We start from the raw sequence: 21,557 nt of genomic DNA, 5'->3' as shown, positions 1-21,557 counted from the left end.
GTGGGTCATTGGGGACGTTCATCCGGTGGGTGCCCATCGGCCGCCGGCTGCTCGAATCGCCGGCGGGTGTCGCGAGCCTTGACGCTTTCGTTGCTCACGGATGCCACTGCTCAGCCACGCGGAGGAGTGTAGGCTCCCGCAGCCGACGCTCAGCCCGCCGCGGATGCCCAGAGTCTGGTCGCGCGGTATCCGCACGTGCTCGTCCCGCACCAGGAGCACGCCGCAGTGCCGGCAGGCTCACCCGCCGCGACCGTCGACCAGCACCGTCCTACAGTCGGGGCAAGTCAGCGGGTCGCGCAGGTCATCCATGCGGATCAGCCTAGGCGGCCTCTGGGCGGCGCTGCCATCAGCGCATGAGTACACCTGCAGGTTGGTACCCGAACGGCGAAGAGTGGGAGACGTACTGGGACGGGAACGCGTGGACGGATCAGAACCGACCGCGCGGCGGTGGATCCGCGGTCGAGAGCAAGGACGCTGTCGACGAGCTGCAGGCGGGTGACGGTGTGCACTCGCCGCTTCTCGACTTCACCTCGCACATCGAGGGGAAGAACGCGCGAGTCCAGGTCTGGCTGGACAGAGTCGGGTGGAACTGGCAGAGTCGCCTTGGTGACTCATCTCACGGCGCACGTACCGAGAATCGCGCGGCACGGCGGGCAATTCGATGTGGATACGCGCGATGGCGCTTTGTCTTCGCCTGTGTACGTTCGAGGCGTCTGTAGTAGAGGATCTTCGCCGCTTCGACCAGGACGAGGTAGGCGATCACCATTGCGACCAGGGCGAGAAAGAACAGCGCCGGCAGAGGAGTGAAGCCGAGGAGCCTCGTGAGAGGCGAATAGGGAAGCCACGCGCCCACGGCGACGACGGCCAGCACACACACGGCGAGCGCGAGCGAGGGTCTGCTGCGCGTGAATGGAACCCGGTGCGTGCGCACGGCGAAGACGATGAGCGTCTGCGTCGCGATCGATTCGATGAACCAGCCGGACCGGAACTCTGATGGTGCGGCGCGGAAGGCGAACAGCATGAGGGCGAACGTGGCGAAGTCGAACACGGAGCTGATCGGCCCGAACAACAGCATGAACCGGCGGATGGCTGCGATGTCCCAGTGCGAGGGAGCGCGCAATTGGGCGGCATCGACGTTGTCGGTTGGAATCGCGAGCTGGCTGGAGTCGTAGAGAAGGTTGTTGAGGAGGATCTGCCCGGGCAGCATCGGCAGGAACGGCAGGATCATGGAGGCGATGGAGGCGCTGAACATGTTCCCAAAGTTGCTGGACGTGCCCATCAGCACGTACTTGATGGTGTTTGCGAAGATCCGGCGTCCCTCGCTGACCCCGTCGGCCAGCACACCGAGATCCTTGTCGAGCAGGATCATGTCCGCAGCGTCTTTCGCCACGTCCACCGCAGAATCGACAGAGATCCCGACATCTGCGCGATGGAGCGCCAGCGCATCGTTCACACCATCACCGAGGAAGCCGACGGCCCGGCCCTTCTGCCGCAGTGCGCGGATGACGCGTGCCTTCTGCTCGGGGGAGACGCGCGCGAAGATCGTGGTGCGCACCGCCGCGTCGGCAAGATCGCCATCGTTGAAGGCATCGATCTCGTCGCCCGTCAAGGTGCCCTGCACGTCCATGCCGATCTCCGTGCAGACGTGGACGGCGACGGCGGCGCTGTCACCCGTGGCGACCTTCACCTTCACCTCCAGCGCGGCCAGACGAGCGAGCGACGCGGCCGCATCTGCCTTGACGCCGTCGGAGAAGACGAGGAATCCATCCAGCTTCAGCCCCTGTTCGTCGTCCGCGAGGCTCGTCGCCCCAGGGGCCGGGCGCGACGCGACCGCCACGACGCGCGCCCCCGTCTGGTAGAGCGATGTCAGCCGTGACCGATCCGTGTCGCTGACCGGGACGCACATCGGGATGACGGACTCCGCAGCACCCTTCACCACGACCAGCGGCATGCCATCCGGGTCGCTGACCAATGTTTCGATCATTCGTCTCTCGTGATCGAAGGGTCGGGCGTCACGTCGGTGATAACCCGAGACTGGCGCAGGCACGTGAGCGGCCGCGCTCCACAGGGCCGCGTCCAACGGTGGGAGTCCGACGGCTGAGGGAGACTGCAGGTCTACCTCGGTGGCGAGCAACCCCAGGAGGACCAGGCGATCGTCCGTCGCCTCGCCGATGGGCACAGCCCGTTCGAAGATGATGGTGCCGGTCGTCAGCGTCCCGGTCTTGTCGGTGACGAGAAGGTCGAGATCTCCGAGGTCTTCGATGCACACAATCCGCTTGACGATCACGCGACGCAGCGCGAGCCGCCGTGACCCCGCCGCCAGGCTGGCGCTGACGACCGCCGGCAGGAGCTGGGGGGTGATCCCGACCGCGATGGCGAGTGAGAAGAGCAAGGAGTCGATCACGGGCCGCCCCAGCAGCAGAGCGCCCACGAAGATCGAGGATGTGAGCAGGACCGCGATGACAAGGAGGAAGGTCGAGAATTGACCGAGACCGCGCTGGAACTCGGTGACCGGTTCCTGTGCGTCCAGGCCGACTGCGATGCGACCGAACTCGGTCTCTGTGCCGATCGCGACGGCCACACCCACCCCGCTTCCGGCCTGTACCACCGTTCCCATCAGGGCGCAGCAGGTGAGATCCCCGACGGCGGGCACGCCGTCCACCGGCTCCGTCGACTTGACCGCCGCGATCGACTCACCGGTCACGATGCCCTCGTCGCATTCGAGCCCGGTGACCTCGAGCAGCCGCAGGTCGGCGGGCACGACGGCGCCCACCGACAGAACGATGACATCCCCTGGCACGATCTGCGTGACGTCGATACGGGTTCGCGCACGGTCGCGCAGGACGATCGCCGTGTGCCGCAGTCGCTCATGGAGCGCGACGGCCGACCGCTCGGCGCGGAACTCGTTGACGAATCCGAGCCCGACGCTGATCGCGAGGATCACGCCGATCGTCAGCGCATCGACGCTTTCGCCGACGAATGCGGACACCAGCGCCGTCGCGCACAAGAGAATGAGAATCGGGTTGCGCACCTGCCGCCAGAGCACGCGCAGCGGCCGTGCACGGTGCTCGCGGAGCGCATTCGGGCCGAACCGTTGGCGGCGCGCCTCGGCCTCCGCCTGCGATAGCCCCTCGAACGTCGTCCCCAGGGCAGAGACGACGCCGGCAGTGTCCTGTCCGGCGGCCCTGCGCACCGGGCTGATGTCATCGGCAGCCGGGCGCGGTGCGGTGTTCTGAGTTCTCAACACCGACCGCCTCCCGTCGACGGCAACAGCGCTTCCGGCCGAGCCGCAAGAGGTCGGTGCTCGAGGTCAGGGCGACCGAGCGCCCGCAGCGCGTACAGGATGGTCGCCAGGTCGACGAGCTCCTGTATCAGCGCCCCCGTGACGGCGGGGATGATTCCCGTCATCGCAACGAGCATCAGACCGATGCTGAGCCCGATTCCGATCCAGATGGCGGTCAGCGCCACCTGAAGGGTGTGGCGGCCGATTGCCAGCGCGTCCGCCACGGGGCGGAGCGAGTCGACGAGGATGACGACATCCGCCGCATCTCCGGCCGCGGTAGCCCCCTTCGCCCCCATGGCGACGCCGACGTCCGCGGCAGCCAGTACCGGGGCATCGTTCACTCCATCGCCGACCATCATCACGGGGCGGGGACGCAGCTGGGAGGCGAAGTGGACCTTCTCGCCGGGCAGCAACTCCGACTGCACTTCCGATATGCCGATCGCACGCCCGATGGACTCGGCTGTGGGGCGCGCATCCCCGGTGAGCATGACGATGCGTTCGACGCCATGCTCGCGCAGCCACGCGATCACCTGGCTTGATTCGGGGCGAGGCGCGTCGGCGAGGATGAGACTCCCGGCGAATCGCCCGTCGACGGCCACATAGGCCGCGGCCTGTCCTGGCGCGAGCGGTGTCCGTCGCATTCCGGACGCCAGCGCGGCGATGTACGCCGGCTTGCCCACGGTGACCGAGTGGTTCTCGATCCAGGCCGTCACGCCGTTGGTGGCGATCTCACGGGCGTCCTCGGAGCGGGCCAGCATGAGCCCACGCTCGAGCGCCGCGGCGCGGACGCCCGCAGCGAGAGCGTGTGAGGAGTACTGCTCGGCCGACGCGGCCAGACGCAGCACGTGGTCAGCGCTGAACCCGGGCTCCGGTCTGACCTCCGCAAGGGTCGGGATGCCCCGCGTCAGTGTCCCGGTCTTGTCGAACGCGGCCACACGGACCCGGGCGAGCTGTTCGAGGACGGCTCCGCCCTTCATGATCACACCGCCTTTTGCGGCCCGCGACAGGCCGGCGAGGAACGCGACTGGAGCCGCGATCAGCAGAGGGCACGGGGTTGCGAGGACGAGCACCTCCGCGAACCGGGTCGGCTGGCCGGACAGCGCCCAGGCGGCGGCGGCGAGCACGAGCGAGCCGGCTGTGAAGGGGACGGCGAATCGGTCCGCCACGCGCACGACGGGAGCACGTGACTTCTCGGCGGCGTGCACGAGTGCGACGATCTGCTGGAATTGGCTGTCCGCACTGCGACGGAGCGCGCGGATCCGGACTGCCCGCTCGCCGTTGATCGACCCGGAGAGGACCTCCTCACCGTTTCTGCGCGTGACGGGCATGCTCTCCCCGGTGAGCGAGGACTCGTCGAACGCTGCCGCCTCGACGAGCAGGCGGCCGTCGACCGGGACGACCTCGGACGGGCGGACGAGGATCACGTCCCCGATGGCGACATCCTCCACGGGGCTGTCGACGACGACATCCGACGTGGTGTCGTGCGGATGGGGGAGAACGTGTGCGATTCGGGGGGATCGGTCCAGCAGCGCGGTGAGATCTCGCTTGGCGCGATGGGCCGCGACGTCTTCGAGGGCCTCTCCGCCGGAGAGCATCAGCACGATGATGAGAGCCGCGATGTACTCGTCGACGGCGAGCGTGGCGACCATCGCGACCACCGCGAGAATGTCCAAGCCGACCCGTCCCCGGAGCACGTCGCGAATCATTCTCGCAACGGTCCACGCGACGACCAGGGATACCCAGATGACTGCCGCCCACCGTGCGACGCTGGTCCGGCGGACGCCATCCATGACGAGCACGCCGACGAGAACGAGGACAGTCACCACGATGATCGGGTGGGCCCAGAGGATCCTGGTGAGCCGCATGCATGCCGCCTTCCGTCGCTGCGTTCACTCCTTGGTGATCGCGATGTTCCGCGGAGCGGACGCCTGACCGAGCGGCACGGTGACCTTGAGGACGCCGTTCTGGAATACCGCGGTGATCTGGTCCTCTTGAGCCAGTTCGGGAAGGGCGATGCTGCGGTAGAAGCTGGTGCTGCTCTCCCTGACGACGTACTTCTTGTTCTTGTCCTCGTCTCGTTCGCGCCGCTCGGCTTGGATGACGAGGGTGCGTTCGTCGACGTCCACCGATACGTCCTGCTCCTCGAAGTTCGGAAGGTGCGCCTCCACGACAAGGGCCTTGTCGTCCTCGGTGTAGACGTCGGTCGTCGGGATCCGGTTGCCCCGAAGTGCTCGGAAGAATCTGTCGTCCATGAGGTCGCGCTGGAGCATGTCCAGACCGGCGAAGGGGTCGAAACGAACGATTGTGCGTGCCATGATGCTGCTCCTCATGCTGCGGCTACGACGAACTGCTCGGCGTAGTTGTCATCCCGACAAGGCGGGTTGGCGTGACACCAATGATCCGGATGACGCCCGGACAGACCTAGGGTCATAGGTCCCGTGATCTGAGCACTCACAGCTGGTGCGCGCTGCCCCCGGTGCGCTCGATCTCGAAGACAGCGGCTTGCGTGCGGTGATCGAATCCGAGCTTGCTCAGCATCGTCGAGACGTAGTTCTTCACCGTCTTCTCCGCCAGCCCGAGACGCTCGCCGATCTGCCGGTTCGTGAGTGCATCCGCGATCAGACTGAGGATCTGCCGCTCGCGGAGGCTCAACGATCCGAACCGGGGATCATCGGCCGGTGCCGCGCGCATCAGCTGGGTCGCCTGCTGCCGAGCCGAGGGATGAAGCAGCTTGTGACCGGTGACGACGGCGCGCACCGAATTGACCAGATCGGCGGTGTGCACCGACTTGAGCAGATAGCCCGCCGCGTCGGCCATGACCGCGGCGATCACCGCCGCGTCGTCGTCGAAAGCAGTGAGGATCAGACAGCGAACCGTCGGGTGCTCCTGCCGGATATGCCGGCACAGGTCGATTCCATTGCCGTCGGGAAGCCGGACGTCGAGGATCGCCAGATCGGGGACGGTCGCCGCGATACGGGCGGCAGCGTCACGAACCGTGCCGGCTTCGCCGACGATCCGGAAATCCGGTTGAGCCTCCAGGATTCCCGCAATCCCGCGACGGACGACCTCGTGGTCGTCGACAAGGAAGATCCTGACCATCTCACCCCGATCCACGGTGTCCGCCACGCGGCGTCCCCGGCGCGGAATCCCTCGACCGAATCTAACCGGCTGCGGTACGCAGGGAGCGGGACTTTCGGCCCTGACCCCGATGACCGGCCGCGATTGTCTGGAAGTGCCACCAAGCAGACCATCCGAGAGGCATCGTGATGTCCGAGAGCCGATTCCAGGATCGCACCATCATCGTCACCGGCGCGGGGTCGGGCATCGGCCGCGCAACGGCGCTCCGGCTTGCCCGAGAGGGCGCACGGGTGATCGGCGTCGACATCTCCCGAGAACGGCTCCAGCACCTCGAGTCCGAACTGGGACCGGACGCGGCGACCATCGACGGTGACCTGTCCCGGCAGCTGACCGTCGACCGGGTGATGGCCGCGACCCGCCCGCGGGTCGACGGCTTGGCGAACGTCGCGGGGATCATGGACGGATTCGAGCCGACGGCCGAGATCACCGACGAGAACTGGGACCGCGTGCTCGGAGTCAACCTCACGGGGATGATGAGGATGACGCGCGCCGTCCTGTCCCTGATGCTCGAACGAGGGCAGGGGTCCATCGTCAACGTCGGCTCTGAGGCGGGGCAGCGCGGGTCCGCGGCCGGCACTCCGTACACGGTGTCCAAGCATGCGGTGAACGGGTTCACTCTGAGCACCGCGTTCTTCTACACGCCGAAGGGAATCCGCTGCAACGCTGTGGCTCCCGGCCCGGTCGCGACGAACATCGAAGCGGATTTCCGATCCACCCACGCGCAGGAGCGACTCGGCCCGATCTTCCAGGCCACGGTACCCCCGGTCGCGCAGCCCGATGCGATCGCCGCCGCCATCGCCTGGCTGCTCAGCGACGACGCCTCCGACGTGTCCGGCGCGATCCTGCCCGTCGACGGCGGGTGGGCGGCGATCTGACCCATGCCCGCCGGAGCCGTCGGACCCGGCGATCGTGCTCGCGCAGGGCCGGCTCCACGGTCCCCGGCGCCCTTTCGCGCCGTCCGGCGCCGCGATCGACGCGCTTCCACCGTCGACGGGACGGGTGCACCATGGATTCACCGATTGCCGGTCGGGTATCGATGTCGAAAGTGGACCGAATGGGCGACGCTGATCTGCGATTCCCGGATATCCCGCGGGGAGAACTCGAAAAGACGATCCGTGAACTGGTCGACCGCGCACAGCGCGTGCTCACCGTTCAGGGCAGGTTGCGCGCTCTGCTGGAGGCGACACGCGTCATCACCGAGCGCCTCGACCTGGACCAGGTGCTCACTCGGATCGTGCAGACGGCGGTCCACCTCGTCCACGCCCGCTACGGCGCGCTCGGCGTGAGAGATCAGGAAGGAGACCTGGAGCGCTTCATCCATGTGGGAATGGATGACGAGCAGGTCGCCGCGATCGGGCACCTGCCGGAATGGCTCGGCCTGCTCGGCGTCGTCTTTCAGAGCGGGCAGTCGCTGCGGCTCGCCCACATCGGCGATGATCCCCGGTCGGCGGGATTCCCGGAGAACCACCCCGCCATGGATTCGTTCCTCGCCGTCGCCATCCGCGTACGCGAGCAGGCATTCGGCACTCTGTATCTGACGGACCGCGAAGGGGGCGAGTTCTCCGACGAGGACGAGGCGCTCATCGAGTCGCTCGCCGCCGCCGCCGGCATCGCGATCGACAACGCGCGGCTGTACGAGGACGCGCGCCGTCGGGAACGACTGAGCAGAGCCCAATCCGAGATCAGCGCCGCCTTGCTGGATCCCAACACCGGCGACGTGCTCGGGCTGGTCGCCGACCGGCTGACCGAAGTCATCGAAACCGAGCTCGTGACAATCGTGATACCTGTCGACGCTGACAATTGGCGTGTCGCGAGCGCCCGCGGAGCGGAGTCGACAGGACTTCACGACACGCTGATCCCGGCATCCTCGGCCCTCGCTGCGAAGGCCGTCGACACCGGTGCGGTGATCACAGGCGCCTTCACCGATGACCGCACCGAGCGGCGACTACGGGGCCGACGGCCCGGATTCGGGCAGACGGCGGCCGTGCCCCTGACCGCTGGCGGCCGCTCCATCGGGGCGCTGTGTGTGTCGCGGGATGGCGGGGGAGCACCCTTCACCCACGCCGAGCTCGAGACTATCGGGGATTTCGCCGCGCAGGCCGGGATCGCGATCTCCCTCGCCTGGGCGCGAAGGGATCGACAGCAGCTTGAGGTGATCGAGGAGCGCAGCCGGATTGCCCGTGACCTGCACGACCACGTCATCCAGCGGCTCTTCGCCACCGGTCTGGAATTGCAGGCCCTCGCCTCCATCGACCCCGCCTTCGCGTCACGGCTGGAGAGGCACGTGGCAGAACTCGACGCGGCGATCGCCGACATCCGGACGGCGATCTTCACGCTCCGCAGTCGTCCGGCGACGACAGGGACCGCCCTCGCCCGGAATCGCATCCTCGACGTGATCGGCGAGTTCACACCGGCGCTGCCGAACGCCCCGAGGATCACCTTCACCGGCCCGATCGATCTCGCACTCTCCGGTTCGATCGCCGACGACGTCATCGCCGTCGTCCGTGAGGGGCTGGCCAACGTGGCCCGGCACGCGCACGCAGAGCACGCCGTCGTCGACGTCACGGTGAGTGAGACGGTGATCACCGTCGCGATCGACGACGACGGCGACGGTGTCGTCGATGGGGTGGCCAGGACCGGAGGCACTGCCAATCTCCGCCACCGCGCGGAGAACCGCGGCGGAGAGTTCTCCCTGGAACCGCGACAGGGCGGCGGAACCCGCCTCGAGTGGAGCGTGCCACTGCCGACGTGACCGGGTCCGATGCGGCGGCGGCCTCACCGCCGTGCGGACAGCGATTCCTCGAGTCGCGCGACATCCTCGACACGGCAGAGCCCGGTCCCGGGAATCATGGCCGTCGCGCTCCCGGCGGCGACAGCGGTGCGGAACGCGTCCGCAAGCGATCGGCCCTCCGCGAGGCGGAGCACGACCCCGGCGAGGAACGCATCGCCCGCTCCGACCGCGCTCGCCACGGGAACCGCCGGTGTCGGAAGACGTATGGCGCCTGCCGCCGAGACGAGCAGCGCACCCTCGGCGCCCATGGTCAGTGCGACCACCTCGGCGCGTCCCGCCCGGATGATCCCGTCCGCGCCGTCCAGACGCTGTTCGTCCGTCATCTCGGGACCGTCGCCGATCAACTCAGCGAACTCGTCTCGACTCGGCTTGATCAGGAACACACCCTCATCCAGCGCATGCGCGAGCGCCGGGCCGGCGGCATCGATCACGAGGCGCACGTCGGCGCCGGCGATTGTGCGGGCGAGCACCCCGTAGAAGTCCTCGGGCACTCCGGGAGGGAGGCTGCCGCTGGCGACGAGGTAGCCGCCGCGCGGCAGATTGTCGACCACCGCGGACAGGCATGCTCGCCATTCGGACTCGCTCAGCTGCGGCCCCGGAAGGACGAACCGGAACTGCTGGCCGGTGGACGCGTCGGTGACGGCGAGGTTCTCGCGAGTGCTCTCCGCGATAGTGACCACCTCACCGGTCAGGCCCTCGTCCGCCGCCAGCCTCCGGAAGGCCTCGCCGGTGGGGCCGCCGAGAGGGTAGATCGCCCGTGAGTCCCCGCCCAGGCTCCGGATCGCCCGCGAGACGTTCACCCCGCCGCCGCCGGGGTCGAAGCGGGCCGGCGCACAGCGGAGCTTCTCCTCGGGCGCGACCCGAGGCACCGAGGTCGACAGATCGAGCGCCGGGTTCATCGTCAGCGTGAGGATGGGGGCCGTCACGCCATGGTCCCTTGAACGATCGCCGCGGAGGCGTCTGCGGGTGCCGGGCCGCTTTGTCTGAGATCGGCCACCGACGTGCGCGCGACCCAGAGGAGGTTCGTCATGCGAGGACGCTGACGCATCCGGCGCCGTCCGAGCGGGCCAAAGGTCCCGTGACCCGTCGTCTGAGTCAATCAGAATTGCGGCATGAGCGCTCGTCTTCGATTCCTCGGAGCCACCGGCACCGTCACCGGGTCGCGCTATCTGGTGGAGACCGACACGACGAGGGTGCTCGTGGACTGCGGCCTCTTTCAGGGATACAAGCTCCTGCGGGAACGGAACTGGGCACGCTTCCCGGTTCCCCCGGAGACGATCGACGCGGTCTTCGTGACCCACGCCCATCTCGATCACACCGGCTACCTGCCTGCTCTGGTGCGTGACGGGTTCCGCGGGCGCGTGCACGCCACTGATGGCACAGCCGACCTGAGCCGGCTGGTCCTCCCGGACAGCGGTCACCTGCAGGAGGAACAGGCGTCGTTCGCTCAGCGCCACGGGTTCTCGCGGCATTCTCAACCGCGCCCGTTGTACACCGTGGAGGACGCGTGGAACGCGCTGGAGCGGTTCCAGGGCCACCCGTTCGACGCCGACGTCGACGCGGGCGGCATCACCGCTCGGTTCGTTCCTGCCGGGCATATCCTCGGTGCGGCTCAGATCCAGCTGACGGTCGGTCACCGGCTCCTGCATTTCACGGGTGACCTGGGGCGAGTCGACGACCCCCTGATGCGCCCTCCGCGCACGTTCGCGGGCGCTGACATCCTCGTGTGCGAGTCCACGTACGGCAACCGCATCCATGCGACGCAGGATGCTGCGCAGGCACTCGCCGAGATCGTCAGCCGGGTCTGCGGGCGCGGCGGGGTCGTGATCATCCCCTCCTTCGCGATCGGCCGGGCGGAGACTCTGCTGCTGCACCTGAGCCGCCTACGCTCGAAGGGGTCCATCCCGGACGTGCCGGTCTTCCTGAACAGCCCCATGGCCGTCGACGGAACCGAGATCTATCAGCGGCGCCCCGAAGAGCACCGGGTGTCGGCGTCCGAGTTCCACAGCATGTACCGGCTGGCGACCCTCGTGCGCACCGTCGACGATTCGAAGCTTCTGAACCTCCGCGGTGGGCCGGCGGTCATCATCTCCGCAAGCGGGATGCTGGAAGGAGGCCGTGTGCTCCATCACATCGCCGCCTACGGCGGCGACCCCCGCAACGCGATCGTCCTCACCGGCTACCAAGCCGGGGGAACCAGGGGTGCGGCGCTGCAGCGAGGCGAGCGAACGCTGCGGATCCATGGGGAGGATGTACCCGTGCGGGCGGAGGTGCACACGCTCGACACCCTGTCCGCCCACGCCGACGCGGCACAGATCGTGGACTGGATGAGGCACGCGGAACGACCCCCGGGGGCGGTGTACCTCACACACGGAGAGCCCGACGCGGCCGACAGCCTCCGCATCCGCATCCAACGGACGCTCGGGTGGAACGCGCGGGCCGCGGACTTCGGACAGACGGTCGAACTGGTTGGCGGTCGGGCCGCGCCGACGAAGGCGATCGCGGATCCGCCGGTGCGATCATGACGCGCGACCGCCCGTTCGGCACCGACAGGCCACCGATGCGCTCTGACCGCGCTCTGCATTCGATCGCTCTGTGGGGGCTCATCGCTGTGAGCGTGTTCCAGGCGGCTTCCGCGATCGCGGGCGGGGTCGCATTGCTCGTCACCGGCGGACTGGGCATGCCCGCCTCCATGCTCGCGTCCGCTCCATTCCGGTCGTTCGTCGCGCCCGCGCTGATCCTCCTGGTCGTTGTCGGCGGGACACAGGTCGTAGCGGCCGCACTGGTGCTGAGCCGGCGAGAGTCCGGCCTGGTGTGGTCCGCGGTGGCCGGATTCGCAATGGTCATCTGGATCTTCGCAGAGACCGCCCTCATCGCCGGTTCTTCGTGGCTGCAGTGGCTCTTCTTCTTCACCGGCACGGTGCAGCTGGCCAACGTGCTCGCATTGACCGGGGTCGTCGCCTGGCTGCCGCGGGAGCCGTTGAGACGTCGGGAAGGTGCCCGCCGTGGGCGCGCCCGAGTGGGGAGTTGACGATGAGTGCCGAGAACGACCGTGATCTCCGGATCCAGACGGAGGTTCGCGAAGAACTCGAGTGGACTCCGGATGTGGATGCTGCGGGCATCGGCGTCGCCGTTGATCACGGCACGGTCGCATTGTCCGGCGAACTGGCGAACTACGGCCAACGCGTCGCGGCGGTGAAAGCCGCGCTGCGCGTTCGCGGAGTGCGGGCGGTCCTCGACGACATGACGGTGCATCCGCGAGCCGACCGCCCGATCACCGAGACGGATATCGCCAAAGAGGTCGAGCGCGCTCTTCGTGGCGCCGTGAACGTGCCCGCGACTGTCAAGGTCGAGATCGAAGGCCACACCGTACGGCTGCTCGGCGATGTCGATTGGGCGTTTCAGCGGGAGGCCGCAGAGAAGACCGTGCACTACTTGCGTGGCGTGTACGAGGTCGACAACCAGATCGCGCTCGGCGTCCGCCCGTCCGCCGCAGACACGGACAGGCGCATACAGCGGGCCCTCGCGCGCAACGCCCAGCTGGCGGCGGACTCGATCGTGGTGGAGGTGGTCGGAAGCACCGTCATTCTCACCGGGACGGTGAACTCTTTTGCGGCGAAGCGGCAGGCCGAACGCGCCGCGTGGGGCTCGCCGCACGTCGCCGAGGTCGACAATCGCCTCGAGATCCGTGCCGGGTGAACCCGCCGCCAACACGGTCGACCGTGGATGCCGCGTCCACGGGGGCCGTCGGGCTGCACGCGGCAGAGGTCGCCGCCCGTGTGGCCGCCGGCCACGTCAACGCGTTCACGGCCGACACCAGCCGCACGTGGTGGAGCATCGTCCGTGCGAATGTGTTCACGCTCTTCAACGCGATCGTCTTCGGATGCTTTGCAGCTCTTCTCGTCCTCGGCCGTTGGCAGGATGCGCTGTTCGGATTCGCCGCGATCTTCAACACGCTCGTGGGCTGCTTTCAAGAGGTCCGAGCCAAGGTCGCCCTCGATCGGCTGGCATTGCTGCACGCGCCGCACGCGCGGGTCCGCCGCGACGGCGTGGAGGCCGAGATCGAGCCCGGGGGCGTGGTCCTGGATGATCTGCTCGTGCTGCGCGTCGGCGATCAAGTGGCCGCCGATGCCGTGGTGATCGAGGATTCCGGACTCGAGGTGGACGAGTCCATGCTCACCGGCGAGGCCGACGCGGTCGACAAGGATCCCGGTGACGAGGTCCTGTCGGGCTCGATCGTCGTCGCCGGCCACGGCATCGCCCGCACGGTGCGGGTCGGCGCCGCGTCATACGCGAACCGGTTCGCCCACGAAGCCCGGAGGTTCCGGCTCGCGCACTCCGAACTGCGCCGCAGCGTCAACCGCATCCTCGCGTGGGTGGCCTGGGGGATCGGCCCGCTCGCACTCCTCGTCACCAACGCCCAGGTGCAGATCCACGGCGGCTGGCGGCACGCGCTGCGCAGCGACGGCTGGCGGATCGCGGCGGTGGACTCGATCGCCGTCATCACCGCGATGATCCCGCTCGGTCTCGTCCTGCTCACGAGCATCGCGTTCGCCGTGGGCGCCGCCCGCCTCGCGCGCGACAAGGTGCTCGTCCAAGAGCTCCCCGCCGTCGAGGGCCTCGCCCGCGTCGACGTGGTCTGCCTTGACAAGACGGGGACCCTCACTCACGGCGACATCGCGTTCGACGCGGAGCATCCCCTCGACACGCGCTCCGCACCCGGCTGGCGCGCCGCGCTGGCCTGGTTCGGGGCGGTGCCCGACGCGAACGCCACCGCGCGAAGCCTCGCCACGGCCTACCCCGACACGGTGACTCGTACCGCCGGGCGCGAGATCCCGTTCTCCTCGGCCCGGAAGTGGAGCGCCGTCACGATCGAGGGGCTGCCCGGGACGTGGGTCCTCGGCGCGCCCGGGCTCGTGGTCCCGGATTCTGCGTACCGCACCGTCCCGTGGGGCGGGAATGCTGCAGCCGACGGGGAGGCGACCCTGGCAGCCGCCGTGCACGAGCTCGCCTCCACCGGCCACCGCACGCTCCTGCTCGCCCACAGTGACGTCGCACTCACCGCCGGCCACGTCGACGGTGAACGGCTCCCTTCGATGCTCCATCCGGTGGCCCTCCTCACGCTGCGTGAGCGCGTGCGCGAGGACGCGGCATCCACGCTCGCGTACTTCGCCCGTCAGGGCGTGGCGGTCAAGATCATCTCGGGTGACGACCACGAGACAGTGGCCGCGATCGCCCGGCAGGTCGGAGTCGACGACGGCACCGGCTGCGATGCGCGCACGCTTCCGGTCGACCCGGCCGCGCTGGCCGATGCGGTCGACGCGCGCATCGTGTTCGGGCGCGTGACGCCCGAACAGAAGAAGGCGATGGTAATCGCCCTGCAGAGCCGCGGACACACCGTGGCGATGACCGGCGACGGGATCAACGACGCCCTTGCCATCAAACAGGCGGACATCGGCATCGCGATGGACTCCGGATCCGCGGCGACCAAGGCCGTGGCCCGGATCGTGCTGCTGGACGGCCGCTTCGCCCACCTGCCATACGTCGTGGACGAGGGACGTCGCGTCATAGCGAACATCGAGCGGGTCTCCGTCCTGTTCCTCACGAAGACGGTCTACGCGGCGGTCATCGGCGTGCTGTTCGGAGTGCTCGTCGTGCAGATCCCGTTCCTGCCGCGGCAGTTGTCGATCACGGACGGGCTGACGATCGGCATCCCGGCGTTCTTCCTCGCGCTGCTGCCGGATGCCCGCCGCTGCCGCCCCGGGTTCCTGCGCCGCACACTGAGTCTTGCCGTGCCGGCCGGCACCGTCATCGGGATCGGCATGACGGTACTCGCGCTGATCGGACGAGGGGCATGGCAGTTGCCCATGAGTCAGACGCGCACCGCGGCGACGATGCTCGTCGCGATCCTCGGGCTGTGGGTGCTCATCCTCGTGTCACTGCCGATCACATGGCTGAAGTCCTTCATCGCGGCGGCCATGACCGCGGGATGTCTTCTCATCTGGTGGCTCCCGTTCACCGCGTGGTTTTTCCAACTCGAGCCGCTTTCGACCGAGCTGCTCGCACTGGTCGCGGTCATCGCGGTCGCCGGAACGGTGCTTATCGGGTTCGTGTTCATGGTGCATCGGTTATGGGTGCGCCGCACGGACGCCCATGGCTGAGGGCCGGCTCATCCTGGCGAGCGCGGGGGATGCGGATCGTCGACGCCGGCGCGAAGGTCAACGAGGGCTCAGCCGCGTCGTCGACGTCGGGCCGTCCACGTCAGGTACGCGCCCAAGGCACCGATCGTCGTGAGCCCGGCGCCGACCATCGCGCTCTCCCAGGAGCGCCATCGCCGCTCGGCGGCCACCAGTCCGCCGATACCGGTGATCAGGCCGGCGCCGATCATTCCGGCCACGAGTCGGTTCCCGATGCGCTCGGCTCGCCCGAGGAGCGGCTCGAGTTCGGCTGCTCGCACGTGCACCTGGATGCCGGCGGTGTCCACGGCGTCCATCAGGCGTCGGACGATACCCGGGAGCTCGAGAGCGAGTTCGCCGACCTCAGCCGAGGACGTCACGATGCGCTTCGCGATCGCGGATGCCCGCAGCCGCTCCCGGGCGAGACGCTCGGCATAGGGCTCGAGCGCCTCGCCGAGTCGGAAGTCGGGGTCGAGCCTCATCGCAAGCGACTCGATGAGCAGAAGCGACTTCAACAGCATGGTCATCTCGCTGGGCCACCGAACGCGGTTGCGCCGCAGGATGGCGAACAGGTCGGTCATCATGCGGGCGAAGGGCGTCTGCCGCACCGACCCGAGGCGGTACCGGGCGAGAAAGACCCGCAGGTCGTCGTGCAGGGTCGTCCGATCGATCATGCCGCTGGTCAGCGAGACGGCGATCACGGCCGATGTGAGAAGCGCCGCGTCGCCGCGCACGATCGCGATGAACAGGCGGCTCAGATGTCCGCGCAGCTCGTCCGAGACGACGCCGACCATACCGAAATCGATCAGGGCGATCGTGCCGTCCGGGTGGATGAAGAGGTTCCCGGGATGCAGGTCGGCGTGGAAGAAGCGATCCTCGAAGATCATCTTGAGCACGATGCCGGCACCACGCCGTGCGAGAAGATCACGGTCCACCCCTGTCCGTTCGAGGGCGCGGGTGTCGGCGACGTTCATACCCTGCATCCTCTCGAGGGTGAGGACACGCGGGGTGGTGTGGGGCCAATAGACCCGGGGCATCACGATCGTCGGGTCGTCTCGGAAGTTGTCTGCGAATCTCTCGGCGTTCCGGCCCTCCTGCAGATAGTCGAGTTCGGCCCGCAAGGACTGGGCGAACTCCTCGACCATTCCCACCGCGTCGATGTCCCGCGCGAAAGCCCACGCCCGCGTCGCGTGTACCGCGAGAGTGTGGAGGATCTCCAGATCGGTGTGCACCTGCGCCACTGCTCCGGGCTTGCGCACCTTCACGACGACCGACGTGCCGTCAGCGAGCGTCGCCGCGTGCGCTTGACCGATGGATGCCGACGCCAGCGGCTTGTCCTCGAACGAGGCGAAGACCACCTCCGGATCCGCGCCGAGTTCGCTGCGGATCACCGCGCGGATCTCCTCGACCGAGACCGGGGGAGCGGCGTCCTGGAGTTTGGCGAGTTCGGTGATGAACGCCGGCGGGAGCAGGTCCGACCTTGTGGACAGCACCTGACCCAGCTTGATGAACGTCGGGCCGAGCTCCTCCAGCGCGGCGCGCAAGTGCGATGAGGCTGCGCCCGACGGCTGCCGCTGTACTTTCGCCGCCGTCCGGCGCCACCACGGAATCACGTGGTCCAGGCCGACCAGGCCGATCGCGAAGCTGAAGCCGTGCCGGCGCAGCGCGGACGCGATCTGAAGATACCGTGCGGCGTGAGACCCTCCACGCCGGCCCTCTGGGTCCCCGTCCACGGGCTCGACCCTACGCCGCCGCCCGCCGGCGCGGATGCCTCCGCCAGACGTCATGCCAGCAGCAGGCTGAGCGTGTTGTAGATGACATACACGGGCCAGACGATCGCCTGGAGCAGCCCGAGGACAACGCCCCAGAAGGAGCCGTCCGAGTGCGAGATGAAGTAGATCGCCGCACCGATGTACGCCAGGAGGAAGAAGAAACCCCAGGGCCCGGCCTTCTCCACCACTCTGGTGCTGCGGCGAGATTCCCTCATCGGATGCTCCCGGCGGGCGCGGTCGGCTGGAAGGTCATGCACAGAGGTTGCCCGAATGGCGTCGCACCGATGGGGTCCAAAGTCCCGCGGACAGCTGCCGGCGGCTGACCTCGACGGGACTAAGGACCCGCATGTCGTGCGGCAGGCTCAGGCACGATGTGGAGGCGAAGCACTTCTGTGAAATCGACAAAGTCGATGCGAGCACTCGTTGCGTATGAGATCGACCTACGAGGGACCACAATGGATTCGAATGACAGCACGAGAAGTCGGCTCGGCCTCGAAGGGGAATTGCACGTAGAGCAGCTCAACACAGACGAATGCTGGCGGCTGCTGCAAGAGGCCTCTCTCGCCCGCCTGGCATTCGTCAATGAGAGCGGCGACCCCGAGATCTATCCGGTGAACATCCAGACCGCTCAAGGTACCGTCGTCATCCGATCGGCCGATGACACGAAGGCGCACGCGATCACCGCACGTCCTCACGTCGCCATCGAAGTCGACGGCGGCACCCTCAGAGTGCGGTGGAGTGTGATCGTCCACGCAACGGCCGAAGTGATCGTGGACGACGCGGATTCACCGCTGCACCGCTCGTCGGGCTCTTCCTGGTTCCCCGGGACCAAGACGCGATCGATTCGCCTCACAGTGACGTCGATCACTGGTCGGCGATTTCTCATCGTCGCCGGGGCGCGACCGACCGGTGACGTCAGTAGTGCCGTGGATCGCACAGGATCCGTCGATGAGTCCAAATCGACGGAACGTCGCGTGCCGCCGACGACGATTCCATCCTTTCCGCCGATGGGTGATGACAGGCGCAGACCCCACTGACGAGCTGCGCCGGTCACCGATGGCGACGGCACGACACACCATTGCCGCGAGCCGACTGACCTACCTCACCGCGGAAACTGCGCCGAAGCGTTCGCATTCCGGGTCAACGACGGGACCAGGAACAGGTCCACGAGCAGCCAGATCCCGCCGACAGCGTCAAACGGGACCTAGATCCGCGCCCCGACGCTCAACCTAGACCCGTGCGCCGCCCCGTGCAGGGAGGGCATGACCGACGTGACCCCACCCGCGTGCCCGAGACCAGGCGAGACCGCCGCACGAACGGCCAATCGGACGGGTTCCTCACCGGTCGGCGGCGCGCAACCCCCTCGCGATACCGGCACCCGGCACGTAGAGTGCCGACGCGAAAGACGAGAAACGCGAAACAGGTGCGGGAGACGCGAAAGACGTGGGAGACGCCGACGTGGAGACGATGATCCAGACTCAGGTGGCGGTGAACGGCGCCACGTTCTCGCTCGCCCCGGGTGAGGATGTCGGCGCGCTGAAACGCCGGATCGTCGACGCCGTACACGCCGACGGCGCCTTCGTCGAGTTCGCCGTCGCCGGCAGCCGGCAGATCAGCGTGCTGTTCACCGCGCGGACGCAGGCCGTGTTCCTGGTGGAGACCGTGGCGCTGGACCCATGGGAGGGTACCGACGACACGTCCCCGTTCGGCGGCTCGTTCGACTTTCTGTAGCCCCATCGCCGGCGCGGAGTGCGGCCCTATGCTGAGAGCATTCGTCGATGCGCGAAGGAGTCGCACGGATGAGTCTCGACCTTCTGGCCGCGCCCGCACCCGCCGCACTGAGCTGGCGCGACGCGGCCGTGTACTGGCAGGCGATGACGGATGCCACCGCCGCCGTGTCCGGACCCGTCGCTGCGATCGACGTGGATGCGCTGCGCCACAACGCCCTGGACATGGTCGTGCGCGCCGGCGGCGTGCCGATCCGGGTCGCCAGCAAGTCCGTGCGCGTGCGTGAGATCGTCGATGCCACGCTGGCGATCCCGGGATACCGCGGCATCCTCGCCTTCACCCTGCCCGAGGCGCTGTGGCTCGCCGGGCACGGCCACCGCGACGTCGTCGTCGGCTACCCGACCGCGGACCGCGCCGCGATAGCGGACCTGGCCGCGGACTCAGCGGCTGCCGCCCAGATCACGCTGATGGTCGACTCGATCGACCAGCTCGACCTCGTCGACGCCGTCGCCGCGCCCGGCGCACGAGAGACGATCCGCGTCTGCATCGACGCGGATGCGTCGTGGCGCGCCCCCGGACTCGGGCACGTCGGCGTCCGGCGCTCCCCGGTGCACGACGTCGCCGAGGTCGCCGAGCTCGCCCGGCGGATCACCGCTCGCGCGGGCTTCCGGCTCGTCGGCCTGATGATGTACGAGGCGCAGATCGCGGGCCAGCCCGACCAGGAAGGCCCGTCCGACCCCGTCATCCGCTGGATGCAGCGCCGCTCCGCCGACGAGCTGCTGACCCGCCGTGCCGGCATCGTCGACGCGCTCCGCGAGATAGCCCCGCTCGAGTTCGTCAACGGCGGCGGCACCGGATCGCTCGAGTTCACCGCCTCCGACCAGTCCGTCACCGAGATCACCGCCGGCAGCGGGCTGCTGGCCGGCCACCTTTTCGACCGTTACCGCGCGTTCGACCCGGCGCCGGCCGCCGCGTTCGGGCTCGAGGTGGTCCGCAAGCCGGCCGACGACATCGTGACGGTGCTCGGCGGCGGCTGGGTGGCGTCGGGGCCGCCCGTCGCCTCCCGGCAGCCGCTGCCGGTCTGGCCAGCGGGCCTGCACCTGCTCGGGCGCGAGGGCGCCGGCGAGGTGCAGACCCCGCTGCGGGGGGAGGCCGCCCGGGTGCTGCGGGTCGGCGACCGGGTCTGGTTCCGCCACGCGAAGAGCGGCGAGCTCGCCGAACGCGTCGACGCGTATCGCCTCGTCGCCTCCGGCCGCATCATCGGCGAGGCGCCCACCTACCGCGGTGAGGGGAAGGCGTTCCTGTGACACGACCCGGCGGGGAATGGCGCAACTGGGGACGATCGGCGCGGGTGCGGCCGCAGGCGGTCGAATACCCGACCAGCACCGACGCGGTGCGGCGCGCCGTCCAGGCCGCGGCGCGCAAAGGGCTCGCGGTCAAGGCCGTCGGTGCCGGGCACAGCTTCTCGGGGATCGCCGTGGCACCGGGGCTTCTGCTGGACCTGAGCGACCTCACCGGCGTCGTCGGGGTGGACCGCGAGCGCGGCCGGGTGACGCTGCGCGCCGGAACGCGACTGCACCACATACCCGCACTGCTGGCCCCGTACCAGCTCGCCATGCAGAACCTCGGCGACATCGACCGGCAGACGATCTCCGGCGCCATCTCCACGGGGACGCACGGCACCGGCGCACGGTTCGGGGGCCTCGCCACCCAGGTCGTCGGGATGACGCTGGTGACCGCGGACGGTGAGCTGCTCACCGTCGACGAGGACCACGACAGCGCGCTGCTGCCCGCCGTCGCGCTGAGCCTGGGCGCCCTGGGCGTGATCGTGGAGGTCACGCTGCAGTGCGTGCCCGCGTTCGTCCTGCACGCCGTCGACCAGCCGGTCCCTCTGGCGGAGACGCTGGAGGGGCTCGAGCGGTCCGCGGCCGAGGCCGACCACTTCGAGTTCTACTGGTTCCCGCACACGGACGTCGCCCTCACCAAGACGAACACGCGCCTGCCCCCAGACGCGCCGCGGCATCCCCTGCCCGCAATGGGCCGGTGGATCGACGAGGAGCTCCTCTCCAACGGCGTCTACCGCGCCGTGTGCGGCATCGGCACCGTGCTCCCGGTCGTCGTCCCCTCCTTCTCCCGGCTCGCGGTGACCCTCACCGGCAACCGCGAGTACACGGACCGCTCCGACCGTGTGTTCACGCAGAACCGCGACGTCCGGTTCCGCGAGATGGAGTATGCACTGCCCGCCGAGAATCTGCGCCGCGCTTTCGACGCGCTGCGCGCGCTCATCGACGAGCGCGGATGGCGGCTGTCATTCCCCGTCGAGATCCGCTTCGCCGCCGCCGACGATCTGTGGCTGTCCACGGCGCACGGCCGAGCCACCGGATACATCGCCGTGCACCGGTACTGGCGGGAGAACCCGACCGAGTACTTCGAGGCCGTCGAGCAGATCATGACCCAGGAGGGCGGACGCCCGCACTGGGGCAAGATGCACACCCTGGACGCGGACGCGCTGCGCCCGCGATACCCCCGGTTCGACGACTTCACGGCGCTGCGCGACCGCCTCGATCCGGACCGCCGGTTCCAGAACGCGTACCTGGCCCGCGTGCTCGGTGGGTAACGCCTGAGAGTACGGGCCTGATCCCCGGCGGCGTCGGACCCGCTGGTTAGGA

At 68.7% G+C, this 21,557-nt stretch carries 17 protein-coding genes; 10 read left to right on the top strand and 7 right to left on the bottom strand.

The features are described 5' to 3' along the window. Nucleotides 1–616: 616 nt before the first annotated feature. The 4 genes from mgtA to GH740_RS05030 form a co-directional block, all read right to left on the bottom strand. Entirely contained in the window at nucleotides 617–3,244 is a 2,628-nt protein-coding gene (gene mgtA / locus GH740_RS05045; protein ID WP_153745044.1) for a magnesium-translocating P-type ATPase, read from the bottom strand. After that, a complete protein-coding gene (locus tag GH740_RS05040) occupies nucleotides 3,241–5,148 on the bottom strand; it encodes a heavy metal translocating P-type ATPase (RefSeq protein WP_153745043.1) in 1,908 nt (635 codons plus the stop codon). Before GH740_RS05040 ends, mgtA begins: the two co-directional genes overlap by 4 nt. A gap of 24 nt (nucleotides 5,149–5,172) precedes the next feature. After that, entirely contained in the window at nucleotides 5,173–5,598 is a 426-nt protein-coding gene (locus GH740_RS05035) for an Hsp20/alpha crystallin family protein (protein ID WP_216644903.1), read from the bottom strand. A gap of 136 nt (nucleotides 5,599–5,734) precedes the next feature. Then, a complete protein-coding gene (locus tag GH740_RS05030; protein WP_367640733.1) occupies nucleotides 5,735–6,409 on the bottom strand; it encodes a response regulator in 675 nt (224 codons plus the stop codon). A 140-nt stretch (nucleotides 6,410–6,549) separates the two neighbouring features. Here GH740_RS05030 and GH740_RS05025 point away from each other — a divergent pair, with 140 nt between their 5' ends. Then, nucleotides 6,550–7,296, top strand: coding sequence for an SDR family NAD(P)-dependent oxidoreductase (locus GH740_RS05025; RefSeq protein ID WP_153745042.1), 747 nt, complete (start codon nucleotides 6,550–6,552; stop codon nucleotides 7,294–7,296). Between the two features lie 179 nt (nucleotides 7,297–7,475). Next, entirely contained in the window at nucleotides 7,476–9,173 is a 1,698-nt protein-coding gene (locus GH740_RS05020) for a GAF domain-containing protein (protein ID WP_172978300.1), read from the top strand. A gap of 23 nt (nucleotides 9,174–9,196) precedes the next feature. Here the strand turns inward: GH740_RS05020 and GH740_RS05015 are convergent, their stop codons facing one another. Then, nucleotides 9,197–10,138 carry a 1-phosphofructokinase family hexose kinase gene (locus GH740_RS05015; protein WP_367640730.1) on the bottom strand — a complete coding sequence of 314 codons (942 nt, stop codon included), beginning with the start codon at nucleotides 10,136–10,138 and terminating at the stop codon, nucleotides 9,197–9,199. 186 nt (nucleotides 10,139–10,324) lie between these two features. Here GH740_RS05015 and GH740_RS05010 point away from each other — a divergent pair, with 186 nt between their 5' ends. Genes GH740_RS05010 through GH740_RS04995 form a run of 4 tightly spaced genes read left to right on the top strand, consistent with a single transcriptional unit; the run spans nucleotide 10,325 to nucleotide 15,373 of the window. Continuing rightward, nucleotides 10,325–11,737 carry an MBL fold metallo-hydrolase RNA specificity domain-containing protein gene (locus tag GH740_RS05010; RefSeq protein ID WP_153745040.1) on the top strand — a complete coding sequence of 471 codons (1,413 nt, stop codon included), beginning with the start codon at nucleotides 10,325–10,327 and terminating at the stop codon, nucleotides 11,735–11,737. A gap of 35 nt (nucleotides 11,738–11,772) precedes the next feature. Next, nucleotides 11,773–12,243 carry a hypothetical protein gene (locus GH740_RS05005; protein WP_153745039.1) on the top strand — a complete coding sequence of 157 codons (471 nt, stop codon included), beginning with the start codon at nucleotides 11,773–11,775 and terminating at the stop codon, nucleotides 12,241–12,243. A 2-nt stretch (nucleotides 12,244–12,245) separates the two neighbouring features. Next, on the top strand, nucleotides 12,246–12,911 hold the full coding sequence (locus GH740_RS05000) for a BON domain-containing protein (RefSeq protein ID WP_153745038.1): 666 nt from the start codon (nucleotides 12,246–12,248) through the stop codon (nucleotides 12,909–12,911). A gap of 23 nt (nucleotides 12,912–12,934) precedes the next feature. After that, nucleotides 12,935–15,373, top strand: a complete 2,439-nt coding sequence (locus GH740_RS04995) for an HAD-IC family P-type ATPase (protein ID WP_367640727.1) — start codon at nucleotides 12,935–12,937, stop codon at nucleotides 15,371–15,373. A 68-nt stretch (nucleotides 15,374–15,441) separates the two neighbouring features. Here GH740_RS04995 and GH740_RS04990 read toward each other — a convergent pair whose 3' ends face one another. Together GH740_RS04990 and GH740_RS04985 are read right to left on the bottom strand one after the other, a co-directional pair. Continuing rightward, complete coding sequence (locus tag GH740_RS04990; protein ID WP_367640725.1) at nucleotides 15,442–17,121, bottom strand: ABC1 kinase family protein; 1,680 nt, start codon at nucleotides 17,119–17,121, stop codon at nucleotides 15,442–15,444. A gap of 50 nt (nucleotides 17,122–17,171) precedes the next feature. Next, nucleotides 17,172–17,375, bottom strand: a complete 204-nt coding sequence (locus GH740_RS04985; RefSeq protein ID WP_153745036.1) for a hypothetical protein — start codon at nucleotides 17,373–17,375, stop codon at nucleotides 17,172–17,174. Nucleotides 17,376–17,615: 240 nt separating this feature from the next. On the opposite strand from GH740_RS04985, the gene GH740_RS04980 reads away from it, so the two are divergent. The 4 genes from GH740_RS04980 to GH740_RS04965 all read left to right on the top strand — a co-directional run bounded on the left by GH740_RS04980 (nucleotide 17,616) and on the right by GH740_RS04965 (nucleotide 21,505). Next, nucleotides 17,616–18,197, top strand: a complete 582-nt coding sequence (locus tag GH740_RS04980; RefSeq protein WP_172978299.1) for a pyridoxamine 5'-phosphate oxidase family protein — start codon at nucleotides 17,616–17,618, stop codon at nucleotides 18,195–18,197. A gap of 406 nt (nucleotides 18,198–18,603) precedes the next feature. Beyond that, nucleotides 18,604–18,891: a hypothetical protein gene (locus GH740_RS04975; protein WP_153745034.1), complete on the top strand. Its 288-nt coding sequence runs from the start codon at nucleotides 18,604–18,606 to the stop codon at nucleotides 18,889–18,891. Nucleotides 18,892–18,959: 68 nt separating this feature from the next. Further along, the gene (locus tag GH740_RS04970; protein WP_153745033.1) at nucleotides 18,960–20,195 is read left to right on the top strand and encodes an alanine racemase; all 1,236 of its coding nucleotides are present in this window, start codon (nucleotides 18,960–18,962) and stop codon (nucleotides 20,193–20,195) included. Beyond that, nucleotides 20,192–21,505 carry a D-arabinono-1,4-lactone oxidase gene (locus GH740_RS04965; protein WP_367640722.1) on the top strand — a complete coding sequence of 438 codons (1,314 nt, stop codon included), beginning with the start codon at nucleotides 20,192–20,194 and terminating at the stop codon, nucleotides 21,503–21,505. The genes GH740_RS04970 and GH740_RS04965 overlap by 4 nt, the downstream gene beginning before the upstream one ends. Nucleotides 21,506–21,557 lie beyond the last annotated feature (52 nt).

The organism is Microbacterium sp. SYP-A9085, from assembly GCF_009649635.1.
GTDB lineage: Bacteria > Actinomycetota > Actinomycetes > Actinomycetales > Microbacteriaceae > Microbacterium.
This window is presented reverse-complemented; position numbering and strand designations above follow the sequence as displayed.